Annotated in this window: 9 protein-coding genes; 2 read left to right on the top strand and 7 right to left on the bottom strand. The window is 65.1% G+C overall.

All coding sequences use genetic code 11. The features are described from left to right. Window positions 1-5 precede the first annotated feature (5 nt). Together U5782_RS24085 and U5782_RS24080 are read right to left on the bottom strand one after the other, a co-directional pair. On the bottom strand, window positions 6-1,466 hold the full coding sequence (locus U5782_RS24085) for an efflux transporter outer membrane subunit (RefSeq protein ID WP_322046389.1): 1,461 nt from the start codon (window positions 1,464-1,466) through the stop codon (window positions 6-8). Continuing rightward, entirely contained in the window at window positions 1,463-2,479 is a 1,017-nt protein-coding gene (locus U5782_RS24080; RefSeq protein ID WP_322046388.1) for an HlyD family secretion protein, read from the bottom strand. The genes U5782_RS24085 and U5782_RS24080 overlap by 4 nt, the downstream gene beginning before the upstream one ends. Window positions 2,480-2,555: 76 nt before the next feature. Here U5782_RS24080 and U5782_RS24075 point away from each other — a divergent pair, with 76 nt between their 5' ends. After that, window positions 2,556-4,145, top strand: a complete 1,590-nt coding sequence (locus U5782_RS24075; protein WP_322046387.1) for an MFS transporter — start codon at window positions 2,556-2,558, stop codon at window positions 4,143-4,145. Between the two features lie 221 nt (window positions 4,146-4,366). On the opposite strand, the gene U5782_RS24070 is transcribed toward U5782_RS24075, so the two are convergent. Both U5782_RS24070 and U5782_RS24065 read right to left on the bottom strand, forming a co-directional pair. After that, window positions 4,367-5,071 carry a phosphohydrolase gene (locus tag U5782_RS24070; RefSeq protein WP_322046386.1) on the bottom strand — a complete coding sequence of 235 codons (705 nt, stop codon included), beginning with the start codon at window positions 5,069-5,071 and terminating at the stop codon, window positions 4,367-4,369. A gap of 308 nt (window positions 5,072-5,379) precedes the next feature. Continuing rightward, a complete protein-coding gene (locus U5782_RS24065; RefSeq protein ID WP_415914398.1) occupies window positions 5,380-6,363 on the bottom strand; it encodes an alpha/beta fold hydrolase in 984 nt (327 codons plus the stop codon). A 685-nt stretch (window positions 6,364-7,048) separates the two neighbouring features. Here U5782_RS24065 and U5782_RS24060 point away from each other — a divergent pair. Then, window positions 7,049-10,054 carry a winged helix-turn-helix domain-containing protein gene (locus tag U5782_RS24060; protein WP_322046385.1) on the top strand — a complete coding sequence of 1,002 codons (3,006 nt, stop codon included), beginning with the start codon at window positions 7,049-7,051 and terminating at the stop codon, window positions 10,052-10,054. Window positions 10,055-10,085: 31 nt separating this feature from the next. On the opposite strand, the gene U5782_RS24055 is transcribed toward U5782_RS24060, so the two are convergent. Genes U5782_RS24055 through U5782_RS24045 form a run of 3 tightly spaced genes read right to left on the bottom strand, consistent with a single transcriptional unit; the run spans window position 10,086 to window position 18,884 of the window. Continuing rightward, window positions 10,086-11,231: a hybrid sensor histidine kinase/response regulator gene (locus tag U5782_RS24055; RefSeq protein ID WP_322046384.1), complete on the bottom strand. Its 1,146-nt coding sequence runs from the start codon at window positions 11,229-11,231 to the stop codon at window positions 10,086-10,088. Then, entirely contained in the window at window positions 11,228-13,810 is a 2,583-nt protein-coding gene (locus U5782_RS24050; RefSeq protein WP_322046383.1) for a PAS domain S-box protein, read from the bottom strand. Before U5782_RS24050 ends, U5782_RS24055 begins: the two co-directional genes overlap by 4 nt. A gap of 19 nt (window positions 13,811-13,829) precedes the next feature. Continuing rightward, window positions 13,830-18,884, bottom strand: coding sequence for an AAA family ATPase (locus tag U5782_RS24045; protein WP_322046382.1), 5,055 nt, complete (start codon window positions 18,882-18,884; stop codon window positions 13,830-13,832). Window positions 18,885-18,927: the final 43 nt, after the last annotated feature.

Below are 18,927 nucleotides of genomic sequence, written 5' to 3'. Positions count from 1 at the left end.
CGCCGCTATCTCGCGGCAACACCGCTGGCCGCCAGTGCGGCGCGCGCCGTTTGTGCGGATTGCGGCGCGGACCAGCCGCCGCCCAGCGCGCGCACGAGGCCGACGGTCGCCACCGCCAGCGCCTGGCGCGCGTGAATGGCGTCGCGCTTGATCGACAGGGCATCGCGATCCGAATCGACCACTTCAAAGTAATCGACGTAGCCAAGCGTATAGCGTCGCCGCGATAGCTGCGCGACCTGGTTCGAGGTCGCGGCGGCAGCGTCGAACTCGGCAATGCGCTCGCGCCCGGCGGCGATATCGTTGAGCGCATCCTGCACTTCGCGTAGCGCGTCGTAGGCCACACCGCGATACGCCGCCTCGTCAAGCGTGTAACGCGCCTGCGCCGAAGCGAGCGCGGCGTCGCGCCGGCCGCCGTCGAAAAGCGGCAACGCGAGCGAGGTGGCGAGCCCCCACAGCGAACTGTTGCGATCGAGAAACTCGCTGAGACTGCGGCTCGCGAAGCCGCCGTCGGCCGTCAACGTCAACTGCGGCAACCATGCCGTTCGCGCCACGCCCACGCTCCATGCCGCGGCATCGAGCCGACGTCCCGCGGCGTAGATATCGGGGCGCTGCGCGAGCACATCCGCGGGCAGGCCGACCGGCACTGGCGGCATCTGCAACGTGCCGGCGGCGGCGCCCGCACTGACCAGTGCGAACGTCGCTGCCGATTGACCGAGCAGCACCGCCATCGCATCGACAAGATTGGCGCGCAGGCGCTGGCTTTCGGCGAGTTCGGCGCGCGTCGTCTGCCACTCCGTGCGCGCCCGCAACACGTCGAGGTCGCTCGTGTTGCCCACTCGCGAGCGGGCCTCGACGAGCTTCACGGCCGTCTCTCGCAATGCAACGGAACGCGCAAGCACGGCAATGTCTTCGTCGACGTAGTGCAGCGTGAGGTAATCCACGGCGACCTCCGTGGCGACACGCAGCTTCGCCACTTCTGCGTCGGCCTCGGTCGCAATGGCGTTCGACTCTGCCGCCGCTGCCTCGCCGCGCAGCGCGCCCGTCCAATCCACGGTGTACGTGACGTCGGCGGCGGCCGCCCACGTCCGCATCATGCGTTTGGGCAACGCATTGTCGATCGTGCCCGACGCGCGGCTGCGCGAATACTCCGCACCCGCATTGACCTGTGGCGCGAGTTCCGCCCGGCTCGCCGTCACCGCCGCCCGGGCCAGATCGATACGTGCATTCGCCTGGCGGATGTCGAGGTTCTGTTCGAGCGCCAGCTCGATGAGATGCGCCATCTGCGGGTCGCCGAACAGGACCGGCCACGCGCTTCCCATACGGGGCGCGACCTCAGTCGAGGCGACGCTTGCGCCTGCCTGCCGGAACGGTCCCGGCGCGAGCGGCACGGACAGGTCCACTCGATGCTCAACCGTGCACGCGCACAGCAAGGCGGCCATCGCCATTGCGCTCGCGCCGCGGTTCATCGCGCGTGCTCCGCCGGCACAATGGTCGCGTGGACGGACAGGCCCGGCGCGAGCCGCACGGGCATAGGCTGATCGAAGACGATCTTGACCGGCACGCGTTGGACGACCTTCGTGAAATTGCCGGTGGCGTTATCGGGCGGCAGCAGCGCGAACTGCGCGCCCGTTGCCGGTGCGAGGCTGTCCACTCGGCCGTGCAGCGTGACGCCGGGCTCGGCATCCACCGTCACCGTGGCGGCGTCGCCGGCCGCGATGTGCTTCAACTGCGTTTCACGATAGTTCGCGACCACCCAGACCGCGGGCTCGACGACCGCGAGCAGAGGCTGGCCCGGCGTCACACGCTGGCCGGACTCCACCGTCTTGCGCCCCACGTAACCGTCCACGGGAGAGACCACGGACGCATACTCGCGCTGCAACGATGCGTCACGCAGATTCGCCGTGCCTTGCGCCTCCTCGGCCTGCGCCGCGAACAGCGCGGCGCGCGCGGCAACGAGGTGCGCGTTGGCCGCATCGACATGCGAGCGCGCGGCCACCCAGGCGGCGTTGGCGTTATCGAATTCCTGCTGCGAAAGCGCGCGCGGCGTTCCGGAAACGAGCGCCTTCGCCCGCTCGTAGTCGAGCCCCGCCTTGTGCTCGTCGGCCTTGGCGGCGACGATGGCGGCCTGCGCCTCGGCGATCGCGCCCTCTGCGCCGCGCTGCGCCGCCTGCGACTGAAGAATGCGGGCGCGCTCGAGCGCCACGCGCACGTCGAAGTCGCGCGGGTCCAGCTCGACGAGCACCTGCCCCGCATGCACGAACTGGTTGTCGTCGACGACGACGCGCTCGACCGTCCCGTTCACGCGCGGCGAGATCAGGTGAACGTGCCCGGTGACATAGGCGTCGTCGGTGCCGTGGCTGCCTTCCGAAAAGGCCAACACGATCGCGACCGCGACGAGCAGCGCAAAGACGGCGAAGCCCGCGATGACGAACAGATGTCTTCTTGTCAGCGCACTATCGTTCGGCGGTACAGAGTTCAATTCGCGCCCCTTTCCGGCAGTCGTCAGCGATCGTAATATACTTCGGACAACTATTGTTCATTGAATCCTCCCACGAATGCAGAACGCCGCGCCCTCTCCTGCCTGCCTCGCGCCGGCCACACCCGCGCCGGTGCCGGCCGCGCCCATTCCGACCTGGCGTTCGTACGCGGCGATCGGCGCGGTGTTGCTCGGCGCGATGATTTCCACGCTGACCTCGCGCATCACCTCGCTCGGCCTCGCCGACATACGCGGCGCGCTAGGTGTGAGCTTCGACGACGGCTCGTGGATCAACACCGCGTTCACGGCTGCGCAGATGTTCGTGGGCCCCATTGCCGTGTGGGCCGCGTTCGTCTTCGGGGTGCGCCGGGTGCTCCTCGTCGCCGCATCGCTGTTCCTCGTTGTGGAATGCCTGCTGCCCCTCGCCACCGATTTTCGCGTTTTCATCCTGCTGCAAACCTGTGCCGGACTGTCGTCGGGCGCATTCGTGCCCACCACCGTGAGCTTCATCGTGCGCACGCTGCCTGCGCGCCTGATTCCGTTCGGCATTGCCGCCTACGCGATGAACCTCGAAACCTCCCTCAACATCTCGGCAACGCTGGAAGGCTGGTACAGCGAGCACCTGAGCTGGCACTGGCTTTTCTGGCAAAACGCGCTGCTGTGCCTGCCGTTCATGCTCTGTCTTTTCATTGCGATGCGCGACGAGCCCACCCGCGCGCGCGAAGCGCCGCCCGACTACGCCGGGCTGCTGCTGGGCGCATGCGGTTTCATGACGCTCGTGATCGCGCTCGACCAGGGCGAGCGGCTGTTCTGGTTCCAGTCGCCTTTCATCATCTGGATGATGGGCGCGGGCGCCGTGCTCCTCGCCGGTTCGATCGCCATCCAGCTCGTGTCCGCACGTCCTGCCATTCATCTCGCCTGGTTTCTGCGACCCAATATCCTGATTCTGATCATCCTGGTCGGGCTCATCCGCTTCTGCGTGCTGAACACGAGCTTCATTCCGTCCGTCTTTCTCGCCAGCGTTCACGGCTTGCGGCCGCTTCAGGTTGGCGACACGCTGCGCTGGATCGCCATCCCTCAGGCGCTTTTCGCGCCCGCCATCGCGTTCATGCTGCTGCGCGTCGACCCGCGCATGCTCATCAAGTTCGGCTTCGCCGCCGTGGCGCTCGCCTTCGCGCTCGGCACCGGCATCACCAGCGCCTGGGCCGAAGCGGACTTCATTCCCTCGCAATTGCTACAGGCGCTGGGACAAACCACGGTGCTCACCTCGGTCATCTATTTCCTCGGCAGACATTTCACCGCCGAGCACGCCCTGACATTCGGCGCGGTCATTCAAACGACGCGCCTTTTCAGCGGTCAGTTGGGCACGACCTCGCTCGCACTCACGCAACGCATTTTCGAAGTGACGAACTCGGCATTGCTTGGCGCCCATGTCGATGCATTCAATCCGCTCACCCTCGAGCGGCTGCTCGCGCTGCCCTCGGCAGGCGGCGCCTGGCTCGCGAGCAATCCGTCTCTGGCGCCCGCCACCAGTCTCGCGCTGCTCGACCATGCCGTGCGCACCCAGGCCGTCACGCTGGCGCTTGCAGACAACTACCGGCTCGCAGCGGCATGCGCGGTCATCGGCATCCTTTGCGCGCTGCTGCTCGCGAAGAATCCCAGTTCCTGAACAGGCGGGCGCGCGACCCTACATACTGACAGCACTCGGGGCCATGCGCCTCAATGCGTGGCTAAATTATTCTGAATTCTCGGGGGTAGGTGCGCGCCGTATCCCGGATAGATGTTTCGGAACACTTCACTTTTGGGCCGCCCGCGAGCGCGGGCCCTAGAGCATCGCTCGACTCGATTGCAGCGGGCCTGACGCCGTGCGCGGCACGTCGCGAAGCGCCGCTATGAATTCCGCCTTCTTGAGTGCGAGTGGGCGAAAAAGGCCTTGTCCGGCTGACTCCAGCGCGAACCGAGTATGAGCCCGCAAAAATTCAGCCGGCAATAGTCAGGATCGAGGCGGGCAAGAATGTCCGCGCTCCACGTGCCGCTTGTCGTCTGCGGTCGATGGGCGACGCCCCGGCCTATCGCCCGTATCACGTCTTCGTTGAACGTGGCTTCGCGCGGATAAGCCGCAAGAATGGCCTCGCGCTCGGCGCATGTGTACGCGTCGTAGTTCGCCCCGACGAGATCGGTCCCCGCCGCCAGCGCCAACACGCGCGCAAGCGGCGAAACATGCTCAGGAATGCCTGGCGTAGTATGCAGGGCGATGGCCCGCCACACGTCCTCGGCCAAGCAGGAAGAGACGCCGGCAAGCAGCGCACGCGCCGCGTCGGCGCTGTCCACCTCGTAGCGCAGGCTCGAATGCGCGTAGGCCGGGCTCAGGCCCATGTTCGCGTACATCGCGCTGACGTAAAGCGTTTCCGCATCGTAGGCATGTCGCTCGCGGCGAGCCGCCAGCGCCGCGAACACGAACACACGGCGCGCGTGTCCCACCAGAACCGGATCGAGCGCCGCGCAGGCGTTCTCCACCGCAAGCATCGCAAGCGCGGTGCGCGGAATACGCACACCCGCCACTTCGTCGGGTGATGCCGAAAATTCAGGTTTCATGAGGCGCTCCGTGTCCGCGAAGTGCGATCGGCCGTCTCCACGAAGCTCTGAGCGCTCATACGTGTCTCTTTGAATGGTTCGATGGGTATCGCGTGGGCGGTTGGCAGTGCCGGCTCGAGCGCTATCAGCCGTGCAGGCGGGCGCGATCGGCTGCGGCTGAGCACACGCAGACGCCCGGCAACCTCAGCACAGCCTACGAGGCCACAGGCTTAAAGTCCTGTTTCAGCGCTTAATCGTTATGAACGCGCCGGTGGCGCGCGAAGAAAAGCCGCCGATCGGGCGACAGACGGCTTCCCTCGCGGCGAGCCTTATGCCTTCAGGAACGCCAGCAGATCGGCGTTCACCTGCTCGACATGCGTGCTGCACATGCCATGCGGTGCGCCCGGGTAGACCTTGAGCGTCGCGTGCTTGACGATCTTCGCCGACAGGCGCGCCGCATCGTCGATCGGCACGATCTGGTCATCGTCGCCGTGGAGGATGAGCGTCGGCATGTCCATCTTCTTCAGGTCTTCCGTGTAATCGACTTCGGAGAACTGCTTGATGCACTCGTACTGGCCTTTGATCGAGCCTTGCATGCCCTGGCGCCAGAAGTCCTGGACCAGGCCTTGCGAGACCTTCGCGTTCGGACGGTTAAAGCCATAGAACGGCGTGGCGAGGTCGAGATAGAACTGCGAACGGTTGGCGGCCACGCCGTCGCGAATGCCGTCGAACACCGACATGGGCAGACCGCCGGGATTGGTCGCCGACTTGACCATCTGCGGCGGCACGGCGCCGATCAGCACCGCCTTCGCCACCCGCTTCGAACCGTGCCGGCCGATGTAATGCGCGACCTCGCCGCCGCCCGTCGAGTGACCGACGAGCATGGCATTGCGCACATCGAGCGCATCGAGCACGGCGGCCAGATCGTCTGCGTAGGTATCCATATCGTTTCCAGCCGACGGCTGGCCCGAGCGCCCGTGGCCGCGACGGTCATGCGCGATCACGCGATAGCCCTGATTCACCAGGAAGAGCATCTGCGGATCCCACGCATCCGCCGAAAGCGGCCAGCCGTGCGAGAAGACGACCGGCGTGCCCGTGCCCCAGTCCTTGAAGTAGATTTCGGTGCCGTCCTTGGCCTTCACGAAACTGGCGCTGCGCGAATGTCCGTTGGCGCTGTGCGCGGTGCTGCCGCTCGCAGCCGACGCCGCCGCGGGCAGTGCCGTCATGGCGACCGCGCCAGCCACGCCTGCGCTGGCCGAAAGCATTCTGCGGCGCGCGGGCGACGGCGCGTGTGCGTTTTCTTGCAAGTTCATTGTTGTTCTCCGTCGTTGCATACCCATGTGCGCGTTGGCGCGCGATGAGTGTGCTAGTTGCTGTTGTCCACGATGCAAATGGGTCATGCCCGCATCGGGTTCCGAGCTTAGTGACGCAGAATTAAAAGGTCCTTTTCCGGCACTTAATAATGCTTAATGAGGCGTTCAGATACGCCAACTCCGATACGCAGACGCATTTCCGCGTCCTCAGCGTGATGCCGTTTTCAACGGCAGGTGCCGATCCTGAATCGCGTGCCCTGCAAACACGACTGCCCTTCCTCCCATCCGACGCGGAACCGTGCCGCATGACGACCTGAAAATTTCTGAATTGGATTGTGAACGCCTGTTTTCAAGTGACATTTATACATTGTGCTCAAGCGCGAACGCCGCGTGCCAAATCGCACCATGATCGGCAAAACAGACGATATTGGCCCTTGTGCGAGTTTGAATAGAAATCACTGGCCATGCGCTGAGCATTTTTGTTCAAGACGTTCCGCTAATCTTTGTTTACACTTCGAATTGTGCACAATCCCCGCATCGAATACACCGTGCGCTGTTCATCCGCGTCCCGGCGAAGCCGGAACGACAGACTGGCCCAGCATCGATGGCCTCCCACCGTTACATCGTCCACGCTCGACCCGATGTCCCTTCGAGACAATCACGATCTCGCCAGCCGGAGACGACCATGATTCAGATAGGTTCGTTGCAGGTCAGTTTCGATCAGCGAAACATCCAGCGGAACGGCCTTTCGCTGCGAATTGGCGCGCGCGCTTTCGATATTCTCGAAGTGCTCCATCGTGCCAATGGCGCGATCCTGTCGAAAGACGACATCATGGACGCCGTCTGGCCGGGTCAGATCGTCGAAGAGAATCGGCTTCAGGTGCATATTGCGGCATTGCGCAAACTGCTTGGCGTCGACCGCGATCTGATCAAGACCGTACCGGGGCGAGGCTATCTGCTGATTGCCAGAGCTAGCTGCGCGTCCGAAGCACCTGAAGCACCTGAACCTGAAGCAGGCGAAACCCTTGTGCGAATGGCAGCCGCAACGGCAACCGCACTTCAGCTTCCCCCGCTTCCTCCACTCGTCGCGCCCCTGATCGGCCGCACCGCCGAGATCGGCCAACTGCTCGATCACCTCGAACGCGGATCGGTCACGACGGTCGTCGGCGCGGGCGGTATCGGCAAGACCGCGCTCGCGCTTCACGTTGCGAGCGAAATCCATCGCCGAAGCGGTCGGGCGATAGGCTTCGTCGAACTGGCGAGAGCTGCTTCGGGCGAGGCGGTCCTCGCGACCCTGGCCGACGCGCTAAAACTCCCCACGGACGACGGACAAGTCCGCGCCGATTCCCTCTACGATGCCCTCGCCGAATCCGGCTGCCTCCTCGTGCTCGATAACGCCGAGCATGTGATCGACGTCGTCGCCAGGCTCGTGGAGGCGCTGCTCGTGCGCAATTCGTCGGTGCGTGTGCTCGTGACGAGTCGTGAGGCCCTGCATATCAGCGCGGAATCGGTTCTGCGTCTCGAACCGCTTGGCGTGCCGCAAAGCGGACTCGCCACTGACGAGATACTCGCGCATCCGGCAGTCGAGCTATTTCTGTGCCGCGCCCGCTCGCTCGCAACACACTGCGCCACCGACGACAAGAGCATCGCGCTCGTCGCCGATATCTGCCGGCGCCTCGACGGCCTGCCCCTCGCGATCGAACTCGCCGCGGCGCGCGTCGCGACACTCGGCGTCGAGGGTGTGGCCGCACGGCTCGACCAGCAACTCGACCTGCTCACGGGGGGCTTACGTTCAGCATTGCCGCGACACCAGACCTTGCGCGCGACGTTCGAGTGGAGCTACGCGCTGCTCGACGCGCCATCGCGCATTGTGTTCCGCCGCCTGGGATGCTTTACCGGCGCCTTTACGTTCGACGCGGTCTGCGCCGTCGCCACGGAGCCCGGCATGTCGATCACCGTGGTCGTGTCGAGTCTTGGGGAGCTCGCGACCAAATCGCTTTTAAACGTGGAGTTTCACGGTCCGATCGCAACGTACCGGCTGACCGGCAGCACGCGCGCCTTTGCGATGGAGAAGCAACGCGACGAAGGCGAAGTGCACGTCATCGCGTCCCGGCACATGCGCTACATGAAAAAGCGCATCGAAGAAAGCGACCTCGTTCACCCGGAAAGCAACCGGCACGGCACGGATCTCAACGCACGCCTTTCGCTGGACGATGCGCGCACCGCCTACGACTGGGCGTTTTCCGAAAACGGCGACCCGGCTCAGGGCGTCGCACTCGCGGGGGCGCTGGTCGGCACGCTGCTCGACGCGTCGCTCCTGCACGAATGCTGCGAACGGGCGCGATACGCGCTCGAGGTGCTCGACACGCTGCCCGCCGGCTCGGTCGATGTCGTCTGCGAAATGCGGCTGTGCGCCGCCTACGCCGCCACGCTCGTCTACGTGGACGGAAACGTCGAGACGGCGATCTCGCTTTGGCAACGCGTATTGCAACTCGCGCAGGCAGCGCGCGACGAGGCGTTCGTGACGCGCGCCCTGTGGGGCCTCTGGAACGCCACGCTGTCGAACGCCGACGTGCAAGCCTCGCTGCGTTACGCTACGCGCATCCAGCAGGCCGCCGAGCGTAGCGAATCACGCGGCAAGCGGCTGCTGGCGAGCGCCATGCTTGCTCTTTCGCTGCACAGCTTCGGCGAGCACGAACAAGCGCGCGAGCGCCTCGAGTTCGCCGTTGCGGCACTCGGCGAACCGGGCGCGGATACCTCGCCCTGCAGCTCGCTCGGCGTGGACCCGCTCACCTTTTGCAATGGCACGCTCGCACGCATTGCCTGGTTTCAGGGCAAGCCGGCGCACGCCATGCAACTCGTGCAAGCGTCACTGAACCCCTCCCGCCGGGATGTGCTGGAGCCCACGCTCAGCCATGTACTGGCCACCGTGGCCGTGCCGGTCGCGCTGCAATGTGGCGACGTGCAGGCCGCGTCGCGCTATCTCGCCCTGTTGCGCTCGCAGGTGGCGACCCACCGGTTCGCCGTCTGGGAGGACTATGCGCAATGTCTGTCCGTGCAGATCGACCTTCAGTCCGGCGTTGAAGCGTCAACGTTCGAGTGGCTCGAGTGGTTTGAGCGGTTCGAGCCCGCCTTGCAGCGACTCGTTGCGCGCGGCTTCCGGCGCGTGATTGTCCCGTTCATCGTGACGAGCGCCGAAATGCTGGCAAAGGCCCGCCGTTTCGAGCAGGCCAAGGCGAGGCTGGACGAGGCGATCAAGCGCAGCGAGACCCATAGCGAGTCCCACTTTTTGCCGGAAATGCTGAGGGCCAGAGGATGGGTGGAATTCCAGCACGCGCTGGCGCTGGGCGGCTTGGCGCATGGGGAGCGCGCCCAATGTGAAGCGCGGGCACGCCATTTCCTGAACGCCGCCATGAGGCTCGCGAGCGAACACGGCGCAGTGATCTGGAAACTGCGCGCCGCACTCGACCTGGCCACCCATCACATCCAAAGCGATCAGCCCGCTCAGGCTGTGGCGCTGCTTGCGCCGTTCGATGCCCTGCTCGATCTGGACTCGCCTGCCCCCGATATCCAGCGCCTTGGCCAACTGCGCCAGCGACTCAGCGCAATGGGAGCGTCGAATGCCCGTACACGCGGGACCCAGACTGCCGGGGCGAGCCTTGCCCCCGAAGCGGCGACGGGCCGCGATTGAAAAGAAACGGCCAGCCCGGCGGCCCACCCGGTCAGCACAATAGCGCCAGCTTCACGATCAGCCCCGGAGCGTTGTCCGCGAGTTCCAGCGTGCCGCGATGCAGCGTGGCCACCCCTTTGACGAGCGCCAGCCCCAGTCCGACGCCGGGCGTGCCGCGGCTCGCATCGCCACGATAAAACCGCTCGGTCACGCGGGCTTTTTCCGCATCCGGCACGCCGGGGCCATCGTCGGCCACGGCAATTTCGATCTTGCCGTCGGCCCCAGTCAGATGGACATGGACTTGCGTGCGCGCGAACTTCAATGCGTTGTCGATAAGATTGCCGATCGCCTGGGCCAGCAACAAGGGATCGACCAGCGCCGGCAAACTCTCAGGACCACTGAGGGTCAACGCGAGTCCGCGCAGCTCCGCCAGCGGCTGATAAAACTCCACCGCCTCGGCAACGATATGCGCGACGTCGCTTTCCAGAAAGCCCGACCGGCGCACGCCTGCATCGATTTCCGCGAGCCGCAACAGCGCGTTGAAAATGCCGATGACACGGTCGATGTCGCCCAGCGCCCCCTCCAGCCGCTCCAGCGTTTCGCAATCGACCGTCTTCTTGAGGTCGAGGATCATCGCTTCCATCCTGAAGCGCAGTTCGGTCAACGGAGTTCGCAGATCGTGAGCAATGGCATTCGAGCTATTGCGCACGTTATGGATCATTTCGATCAGCGCGTCCTGCGCGGCCTCGCGGCTGCGCACCTCTTCCTGAAGGCGCGCGTTTTGCTCCTTGAGCGCTTTCTGCAAGCGCCCCAGTTTCAAATGCGTCTTCACGCGCGCAAGCAATTCTTCCATCTGTAACGGCTTGGTCACGTAGTCGACGGCCCCGACCTGAAAACCCGCCGTCTTGTCTTCCGTCTGCGATAGCGAGGTCATGAAAATGACGGGGACGGCGCGGGTTCGCGGATTGTCTTTCAACCGGCGACACACTTCGAAACCATCTAGGCCCGGCATCATCACGTCCAGCAGGATCAGGTCCGGCAGCACGAGATCGGCCCGCCTGAGCGCTTCTTCGCCGTCGCGGGCAATCGAGACGCGCAGGTCGTTGCCTTCGAGAAAATCGACCACCAGGCCCAGGTTCGACGCCATGTCGTCCACCACCAGCACGAGCGGCGCCATGCATTCAATTTCCTCTGTCATGCTGGCTCTCTTCCGTTCCAATGCCGTTCGATGAATGCGAGCAGTTCTCTCGATTCGAAATTTTCCGCGAGCTGGCGTACGCGCAGCACGAACGCCTGATAGCGCACGTCGCTTTCCAGCAGCGAATCGGCATGACGCATGACGTCGCGCATCTGCCCTCGCAACGCCAGGCGATGAAGAACCTCCATGTGCTCATGCGAGGGAACCGCCAGCGGCGGCGCAGTGGCGCGGCGCGTGTCGACGGCTACCGGATCGTCGGTCGCGCTGTCGATCGCCGACCTCGTCGCGCAGGCTCCCTCGCCCGGATCCGGTACGGCAAGATCGAACCAGAAGCGGCTGCCTCGTCCGGGGTCGCTCTCCACATGAATCTCGCTGCTCATGAGCCGCACGAGATGCTGACTGATGGAAAGGCCGAGACCTACGCCCGCGCTGCGCCGTTCGGCATCGCCGGCCTGTTCGAACGGCTGGAACACGCGCCCGATCTGGTCGGCTGTGATACCCACGCCCGTGTCCGACACCTCGAAGCGCAGGACGCCCGGGCTGAGCTGTCTCACCGCGAAGGTGACATCGCCTTCGTCCGTGAATTTCACGGCATTCGACAGCAGGTTGAGCAGGACCTGGCGCAAGCGCTTTTCGTCGATGCGAATGATCGTTGGCAGACAAGGCGCAATCACACAGTTTTGTGTGAGGCCTTTCTCTCTCGCGCGCACGCCCACCATCTCCGCGAGCATTTCCAGAAATGGCGTGAGCGGCACATCGGCCAGATGCAGCTCGATGCTTCCCGCGCCGACGCGCGCGAACTCCAGCAAGTCGTTGATGAGCGTCGACAGATGCGTCCCGCTTTGCTCGATGACCGCGACTTGCGACTTCTGGCGCGCATCGAGCCCGTCGTCGTGACGCAGGATCTGTGCATAGCCCAAGATGCCGTTCAGCGGCGTGCGCAATTCATGGCTGATATTGGCGAGAAATTGATCCTTGGCCTTGTTCGCGGCTTGCGCCTCGTCGCGCGCCTCGCGCACGGTGGCTTCGAGCGCCTTGCGCCCGGATATGTCCTGCAAGACCGCGATCGTGTGATAGATCTGCTCGTCGGGTTCCCATTGCATCGCGACGCAGACATTGACCCAGACGCGCGCACCGTCGCCGCGTATGAGGAGCTTGTCTTCGGCGTAATGAGGGATTTTCTTCTCGAACAACTGCGCGAAGCGCGAAACGCTGGCAGGCAGGGAAGCGGCGTCGGTGACGTCCCGGAATGTCATGTTGAGCAACGCTTCACGGGTATAGCCGACAATCTCGCAGTAGCGTTGGTTGACGCGCAGAAAGCGGCCATCCGAGGCGCAGTGCGCAATCCCGACCGCGGCGTTTTCAAACGTGCCGCGAAAGCGTTCCTCGCTGGCGCGCAAGGCCAGTTCCGCGCGCTTGAGTTCGGTAATGTCGATCAACGTGCCGCTCAGGCGACCCGGCGCGCTGCCGCCGTGCCGGCGCGATGTGCCGCGCGTGAGCACCCAGCGGTACGACCCGTCGCTGTGTAGCAGGCGGTGTTCCACCGCCAGCGCGCCGCCGGCCTTCGACTGGCTTCTGATAGCGTCGCCAAAGCGGTCGCGGTCGTCGGGATGCACGAGGTCCATGAAGCGGCCAAAGCTGGGCGCACCGGCATGCTCGCCATAGCCGAGCCACTCGCGCACGTTCCAGCATCGCAGCACCCAATGCCGTTCATCTTCGCCGTCGCATTCGAGCTCCCATACGCCGACATTCGACCCCCACATGGCCGTGCCGAGACGCTCATTGGTTTCACGCAGAATTTCCGCTTGCGCCGCGCGGCGCGCTTGCGTCACGTCGCGTATCGCGAGCACGACGCCGGCCACCTGCCCCACATCGTCGACGATCGGCGTGCCGCGAGTTTCAACCGGAACGTCGCGCCCGTGCCGGCCAACCAGCCGGGTCCTGACTGGCAAATCGACGCTCGCCTGTGCGCGCAGGACTGCGGCGCTCACGTCGTCCAGTGGCGTGTTCGTGTCTTCGTCGATCAGCACGAGCACCTTCGCGAGTGGCTGGCCGACGGCCTCCACTTGCGACCACCCGGTCAATGCCTCGGCGACGGGGTTGATCAGCGTGATGCGCGATTCGCAGTCCGTTGCGATCACGCCATCGCCAATGCTGGCCAGGGTGACCGCGTAGCGCTGCTCGCTCTCGCGCAACCGGCGCTCGGCCGCATGCTTGTAAAGCGCCATCTCCACGACGGTGCGCAACTGCTGGTCTTCGAAGGGCTTCAGGATGTAGCCGAAGGGTTCGGTGACGGCCGCGCGCTGCACCGTCTCCTCGTCCGCGTAGGCGGTGAGAAACACGATGGGCAGACCATGCGTTTCGCGCAGCCGCCGCGCGGCGTCGATACCATCCATCTCGCCTTCGAGGCGCACGTCCATGAGAACGAGGTCCAGCGGCGAGCGCGCCGCCACGACGAGCGCCTCCTCGCCGCTCGCGACACTGCTCACAACGGTATGCCCGCAGCGCACGAGTTGTTGACCGATATCGCGTGCCACCACGCGATCGTCTTCCACGATGAGTATGCGTGCGGATGCCATGACCAAGCCCGTCGGGTCCTTAAAGTTTGAAGTGAATCACAAAGCTCGTCCCCACGCGGCTGTCCTGCCGGACTGAGGCATGGAGCTGATGAGCCAGGTCGGAAACGAGTTGCAGGCCGAGGGAATCGGCCGTCTCGAGGGAAAAATCGGACGGCAAGCCAATGCCGTCGTCCGATACGACCAGCTTGCAGCCGCGCTCGTCGTCCGAGTCGTCCGACACCAGCTGGACGCGCAGGTGTCCGTGCCGGCCCTGCGGAAACGCGTGCTTGAGCGCATTCGAGACGAGTTCGTTGACGATCATGCCGCACGCCACCGCCCGGTTCATGTCGAGCTGCACATCGTCCACGCGCACGTCGAGCGACACGTTCAATTGACTCAGTTCATAAACGCGGGAAAGGTGCGCACAGAGATTCCGGATATGGGACGCCATGTCGATGCGCGCGAAATTGCCGGCTCGATACAGATTCTCATGAACCATCGCCATCGAGCGCACCCGGTTTCTGCTGTCGAGAAAGCGCTCCGCCATCGACCGGTCTTCGACGCGCGACGCCTGGAGATTGAGCAGACTGCTGATCAGTTGCAGATTGTTTTTGACCCGGTGATGCACTTCCTGCAACAAGGCTTCCTTTTCTTCCAGGAGCGCTTCGATCTCTTCCAGGCTGGCGTTTTCGATCGAGATCGCGGCCTGCGAGGCGAGCAGCCTCAGCACCGCCATACGCGAGAGCGTGAAGACGCCCGGCGCCAGTTCGTTCTCGAGATACAGAGCGCCGATCAGGCGGTCCTGCTTGACGAGCGGCAACGACAGCACCGAGCGCGCATTCCTGCCGCTGAAATACTCGTCCGCCGCAAACGGATTCTCGATCGCGGCGTCGTCCACCCGCACCGGTTCATGCGTGCGCAGACTGTGATGGAGCATCGCGAGCGGCACGGCGTCCGCCGCAGCAGCGCGGCGGCCCACATTGACCGTGATGCCCTCGCGGATCGCACTAGCCTCCGCCTCGATCCAGAGCTGCTCCGCGTGCGGCAAAATCAGCAAGGCGCGCCGGGCGCCCGCGTGCTCCAGCACGATGGTCATCAGCGTATGCATGAGGCGCTCCAGCACCCGCTCGCTGGAAATCGCCTGGGATGCCTTAACGACGGTCTCCATCTCCAGTTGATTCGCCACCGGCGTGGCCAACGCGCTCGAAGCGTCTTCCGACGCCAGGCCGGGATAACGCGCGTCGAGCGAGCGCACTTTCGCCATCGCCCCCCAGTTCAACCAGGCCAGGCGCGCATTGCGCAGATAGACCACGCTGATGGCCGTAAAGCCGTGGTCGGCATAGAAGCGGCCGGCGATCTCATGAGCGAGACCCTCGACATGCAGCAGCCGCTGCTCGCGCGCCTGCTCGATCGCCTGCTCATAGAGGCGCATCGCTTCGAACTCGCGCTTGCCCACACGCGCGAGTTCGGCCTCGACGAGGGCTGTGCGCGAGGCGAAGTTCGCGGGGGCGTGCCGGGCCCAGCCGCGCAGCTTCTCGACGTGATCCATCAGCGCCGTCTGGTTGGCGACCTGCTCGGCGGGCGCAAGCGTCGCATGCCCATGCAGGCGCGCCAGTGCGCCGAAGAAGTGATATTCCGCCAGCTCGAAGTGTCCCGACGTGGTCCAGAGCAAGGGCGCCGCGCGCTGTTGCGCCTCTAGCGCGCGTTGGATGTCGCCCGCGAAATAGCGTGCCTGCATCTGACGTATCCAGTACCAGCAGGCCGCGATGGCGAGTGCGGGATTGCCTTCGAGATGCCGCTCGAAGGACGCTTCGTCCGCATGGTCCGCGCCATTCGCGCCGAGCCAGGCCGGCAATCCCCGCAAGCTGCGAATCAACGACAACTGGGCGTTCATGATGTCGACGATCAGACCGAAGCCCGCCGCGCGAACGATACGCAGGCGCTCGAGCGCTTCGTCTTCGATAGCGGCCAGTGGATGACCGGCGGCAAGCAGGCTCGTCACGAGACAACAACTGCTGAAGCCGATATAGGTGAGGTCGCCGCTCTCGGTCGCCGCTTCGAACGCCCGCCGCAAGAGCGGCAGCCCGGCGCGCATGGGTTGTGTCCACGGCATCACGTGATAGGCAAAGCACATGTACACGCGCGCCCTGAAGCGCCCGAGTCCGCGCTCGTCCACCAGCGCCAGTCCCAGCCTGCCGAACTCGAACCCCGCGCGGTAGTCGTTGAAGATCGGGCCGGCCACCATGCCGAGGTAGGCAAAACCCAGCGACGACGCGTCGGCGTTGCCGTGTCGGATGCTCAGGTTCGCCATGCGGGACAACACCAGACACACCAGGTTCTCGTCCGTGAAGAAGGCCGGCGGCAACACCGCGGTCAGCACATTGAGCGTCGCCTCCAGGGTGTCGTCCTGGAGCATCGGAAGATCGATGAGGGAAGCAATCGTTCTTTGGCCGATCTGTTCGTGCAGCGTGACGTACTCGGCCGCCGCTGCCGCGCGGGCGGGGTGCGCCACCCAGTCGATGCCGACCTCGCGCAGATAGCCCAGACAGATTTCGACGGCGGCCTGCATCTGATCGAGCGCCGTGTGAAGCGTCACGCGCAGAAACGCCACGGCCGCCTTGTGCGGCACGTTCGCGGCTCGCGCGGCCAGATCGCGCAGGCGCTCCTCGGCCGACGCGGCGTTTCCCGTGAGGAATTCGCATTCGGCGCGCAGCAGTTCGAACGAGAACTTCTCCGCGTAATGGGTCTGCCATGCGCCAGCGCCAATCAAGTCGCTGCCGAGCGTCAGATACGCGAGCGCGGAACCATAAGCCGCGGACGCCCTCGCGCGGCGGCCGGCGCGCAAGTTGAGACTGGCCACGCGCGTGCGGACCTCCACGCCCTCGATCACATGGATCGCGCGGTTGAACTGATTGACGATCTCGAAGATATTGCGCTCGACCTCCGGGTCGCCGTCCCCGCCGTCCAGCAGCGTCCCGATGCGCAAATGCGTGCCTGCGCGATCGGCCTCGGCGATCAACGCATACGCGGCTTCCTGAATCCGGTCATGAACAAACGCATAGCCCTCGGCCTGGCGATACACGATGCCCTGGGCGGCGGCATCCGCGAGCGCCGCATCGATCGCTTCGCGCGACTGCCCGCTCACGCGCGCGAGAACCGCGTTCGACACCGTGGTGCCCAGGCAGGCGAAATCGACGAGCGCGCGGCGCGTCGAATCGGGCAGGCGGCCGAGCTTGTCGACCATCAGATCCACCACGCTGTCGGGAAAGGCGCTCTGTGCAATCTGCTGAGCGTTGCATGCCCACTCGCGACGCGCCTTGTCGAACGTGAGAAAACCTTCGTCGGCCAGCACCTGGAGGAACTGGACGACAAAAAACGGGTTGCCGCCCGTCTTGTCGAACAGGATCTGCGCGAGTGGCGCGGTGCGTTGCCGGTCGCTATGAGTCGCGTCGCGCACGAGGCCCGCCACGTCGTGCACGCCGAGCGGGGCCAGCAACACGTCGTGAACGCGGACCCGCCCCGCGCGCATCGCCTCGACGACGCGTGTCAACGGGTGCGTGGGCCCGACCTCGTTGTCGCGATACGCGCCAATGAGCAGCACGTCCCTTGCGTCCTGCCCTTTTGCGAAAGCCTCCAGGACCGAAATCGTGCCGGCGTCCAGCCATTGCAGATCGTCCAGGAAAAGCACCAGCGGCCGCCCGGGAAAAGCAAAGGCCCCGATGAATCCCGTGAGCGTGGCGACGAAGCGCGTCTGCGCCTCCTGCGGCGGGAGTTCGGCAACCGCCGGTTGCACGCCGACCAGACCTTCGAGCGCGGGGATCAGATCGACGATCAGTTGACCGTGCGAACCGAGCGCTTGCAGGATGCGCGCCCGCCATGCAGCGATTTCGGGCGCGTCCTCGTCGAGAATCTGTTGCACGAGCGCCGCCAGGCACTGTGCAATCGTCGCGTACGGAATATCCCGCTTGTATTGATCGAATTTGCCTGAAGCGAACAGGCTGCCCGAGGCGGCTATCGACCGATGAAATGTCTCGACCAGCGACGATTTCCCGATTCCCGAGTAGCCGGACACCAGCACGCACGCGGGCGAGCTGTCTTGCACGACTCGCTCGAAGGCCCCCGCCAGCGCCTGCACTTCCGCCTCCCGCCCGTACAGGCGCCCGGGAATGAGCAAGCGATCGACCGAGTCGGCCGCGCCCAGGGCGAAGGGCTCGATAGGCGCTCCGCGCAGGCATTGCGCGGCACACAAACGTAAATCGTGCTCCACGCCTCGCGCGCTCTGGTAGCGGTCCTGGGCCGCCTTGGCGAGCAGCCGGTCGACGATGGCGGCGACGGGGTCGGGAATCTCAGGCGCCGACTCCTTGAGCGAAATGGGCTGCCTCGCCGTATGGCAATGCAGCCACTCCGCCGCCGAACTGGCCAGCCAGGGCAGCCGGCCCGTGAGCATCCAGTAGATGACGACGCCCAGCGAGTACAGGTCGGAGCGTGCATCCGGGCGACGGTTGAGCAGTCCGGTGCGCTCAGGCGCCACGTAGGGGAGCGCGTCCGTGAACAGAACCGGCTGCTGGTTTGGCTCGCTTTCGGTTGCACTGTCGATGGCGGCGTTGGTAGCGGCGTCGGTGGCAACTTCGGCATCGGCATCAGCATCGGCGGTCAATCCGAACCCGGTGAGCGCCACCCCACCCGTCCTCGCGTTGACCAGCAGGTGAGCCGGCCGGATGTCGTGATGGATGAGGCCGCGCGCATGCAAGGCGTCGAGCGCGGCCGCCGCATTGGCCGCCAGCGACAGGACCTGGCCGAGCGGCAAGCGGTGCGGCTGCAGGGAAGCGAGAACGCTGCCGCCGGGGTCGTCGAGGAAGAGCGTCGTGCGCCGGCTCTCCCGCGCCAGCGTGTGCGGCTGCGTGAAGCGCGGACTATCGAGCCGCTCGCGCAGCCGATAGGCGTTTTCGAGCAGCGCCAGGGTTTGCGCCGATGGCTGGCTCGCCGACGCATTCGCGGCGAGCCGCGTTTGCGCCGTGCCTCGCGACCTGATTCGCGCAAGGACGAGCGAACCGTCGTCCCACAACGTTTGAACGTCCGGGTCTTCTGGATTCATAGGGTCTGCGGCATCGTTCCGTGGCTTCACAGTGGGCTGGATG

This window comes from Paraburkholderia sp. J67, assembly GCF_905220265.1.
Classification (GTDB): domain Bacteria; phylum Pseudomonadota; class Gammaproteobacteria; order Burkholderiales; family Burkholderiaceae; genus Paraburkholderia.
This window is presented reverse-complemented; position numbering and strand designations above follow the sequence as displayed.

Coding starts and splice junctions, on each gene's coding strand:
- U5782_RS24085 (WP_322046389.1), bottom strand. CDS start 1,466: ATGAACCGCGGCGCGAGCGCAATGGCGATGGCCGCCTTGCTGTGCGCG.
- U5782_RS24075 (WP_322046387.1), top strand. CDS start 2,556: ATGCAGAACGCCGCGCCCTCTCCTGCCTGCCTCGCGCCGGCCACACCC.
- U5782_RS24070 (WP_322046386.1), bottom strand. CDS start 5,071: ATGAAACCTGAATTTTCGGCATCACCCGACGAAGTGGCGGGTGTGCGT.
- U5782_RS24065 (WP_415914398.1), bottom strand. CDS start 6,363: ATGAACTTGCAAGAAAACGCACACGCGCCGTCGCCCGCGCGCCGCAGA.
- U5782_RS24060 (WP_322046385.1), top strand. CDS start 7,049: ATGATTCAGATAGGTTCGTTGCAGGTCAGTTTCGATCAGCGAAACATC.
- U5782_RS24055 (WP_322046384.1), bottom strand. CDS start 11,231: ATGACAGAGGAAATTGAATGCATGGCGCCGCTCGTGCTGGTGGTGGAC.
- U5782_RS24050 (WP_322046383.1), bottom strand. CDS start 13,810: ATGGCATCCGCACGCATACTCATCGTGGAAGACGATCGCGTGGTGGCA.
- U5782_RS24045 (WP_322046382.1), bottom strand. CDS start 18,884: ATGAATCCAGAAGACCCGGACGTTCAAACGTTGTGGGACGACGGTTCG.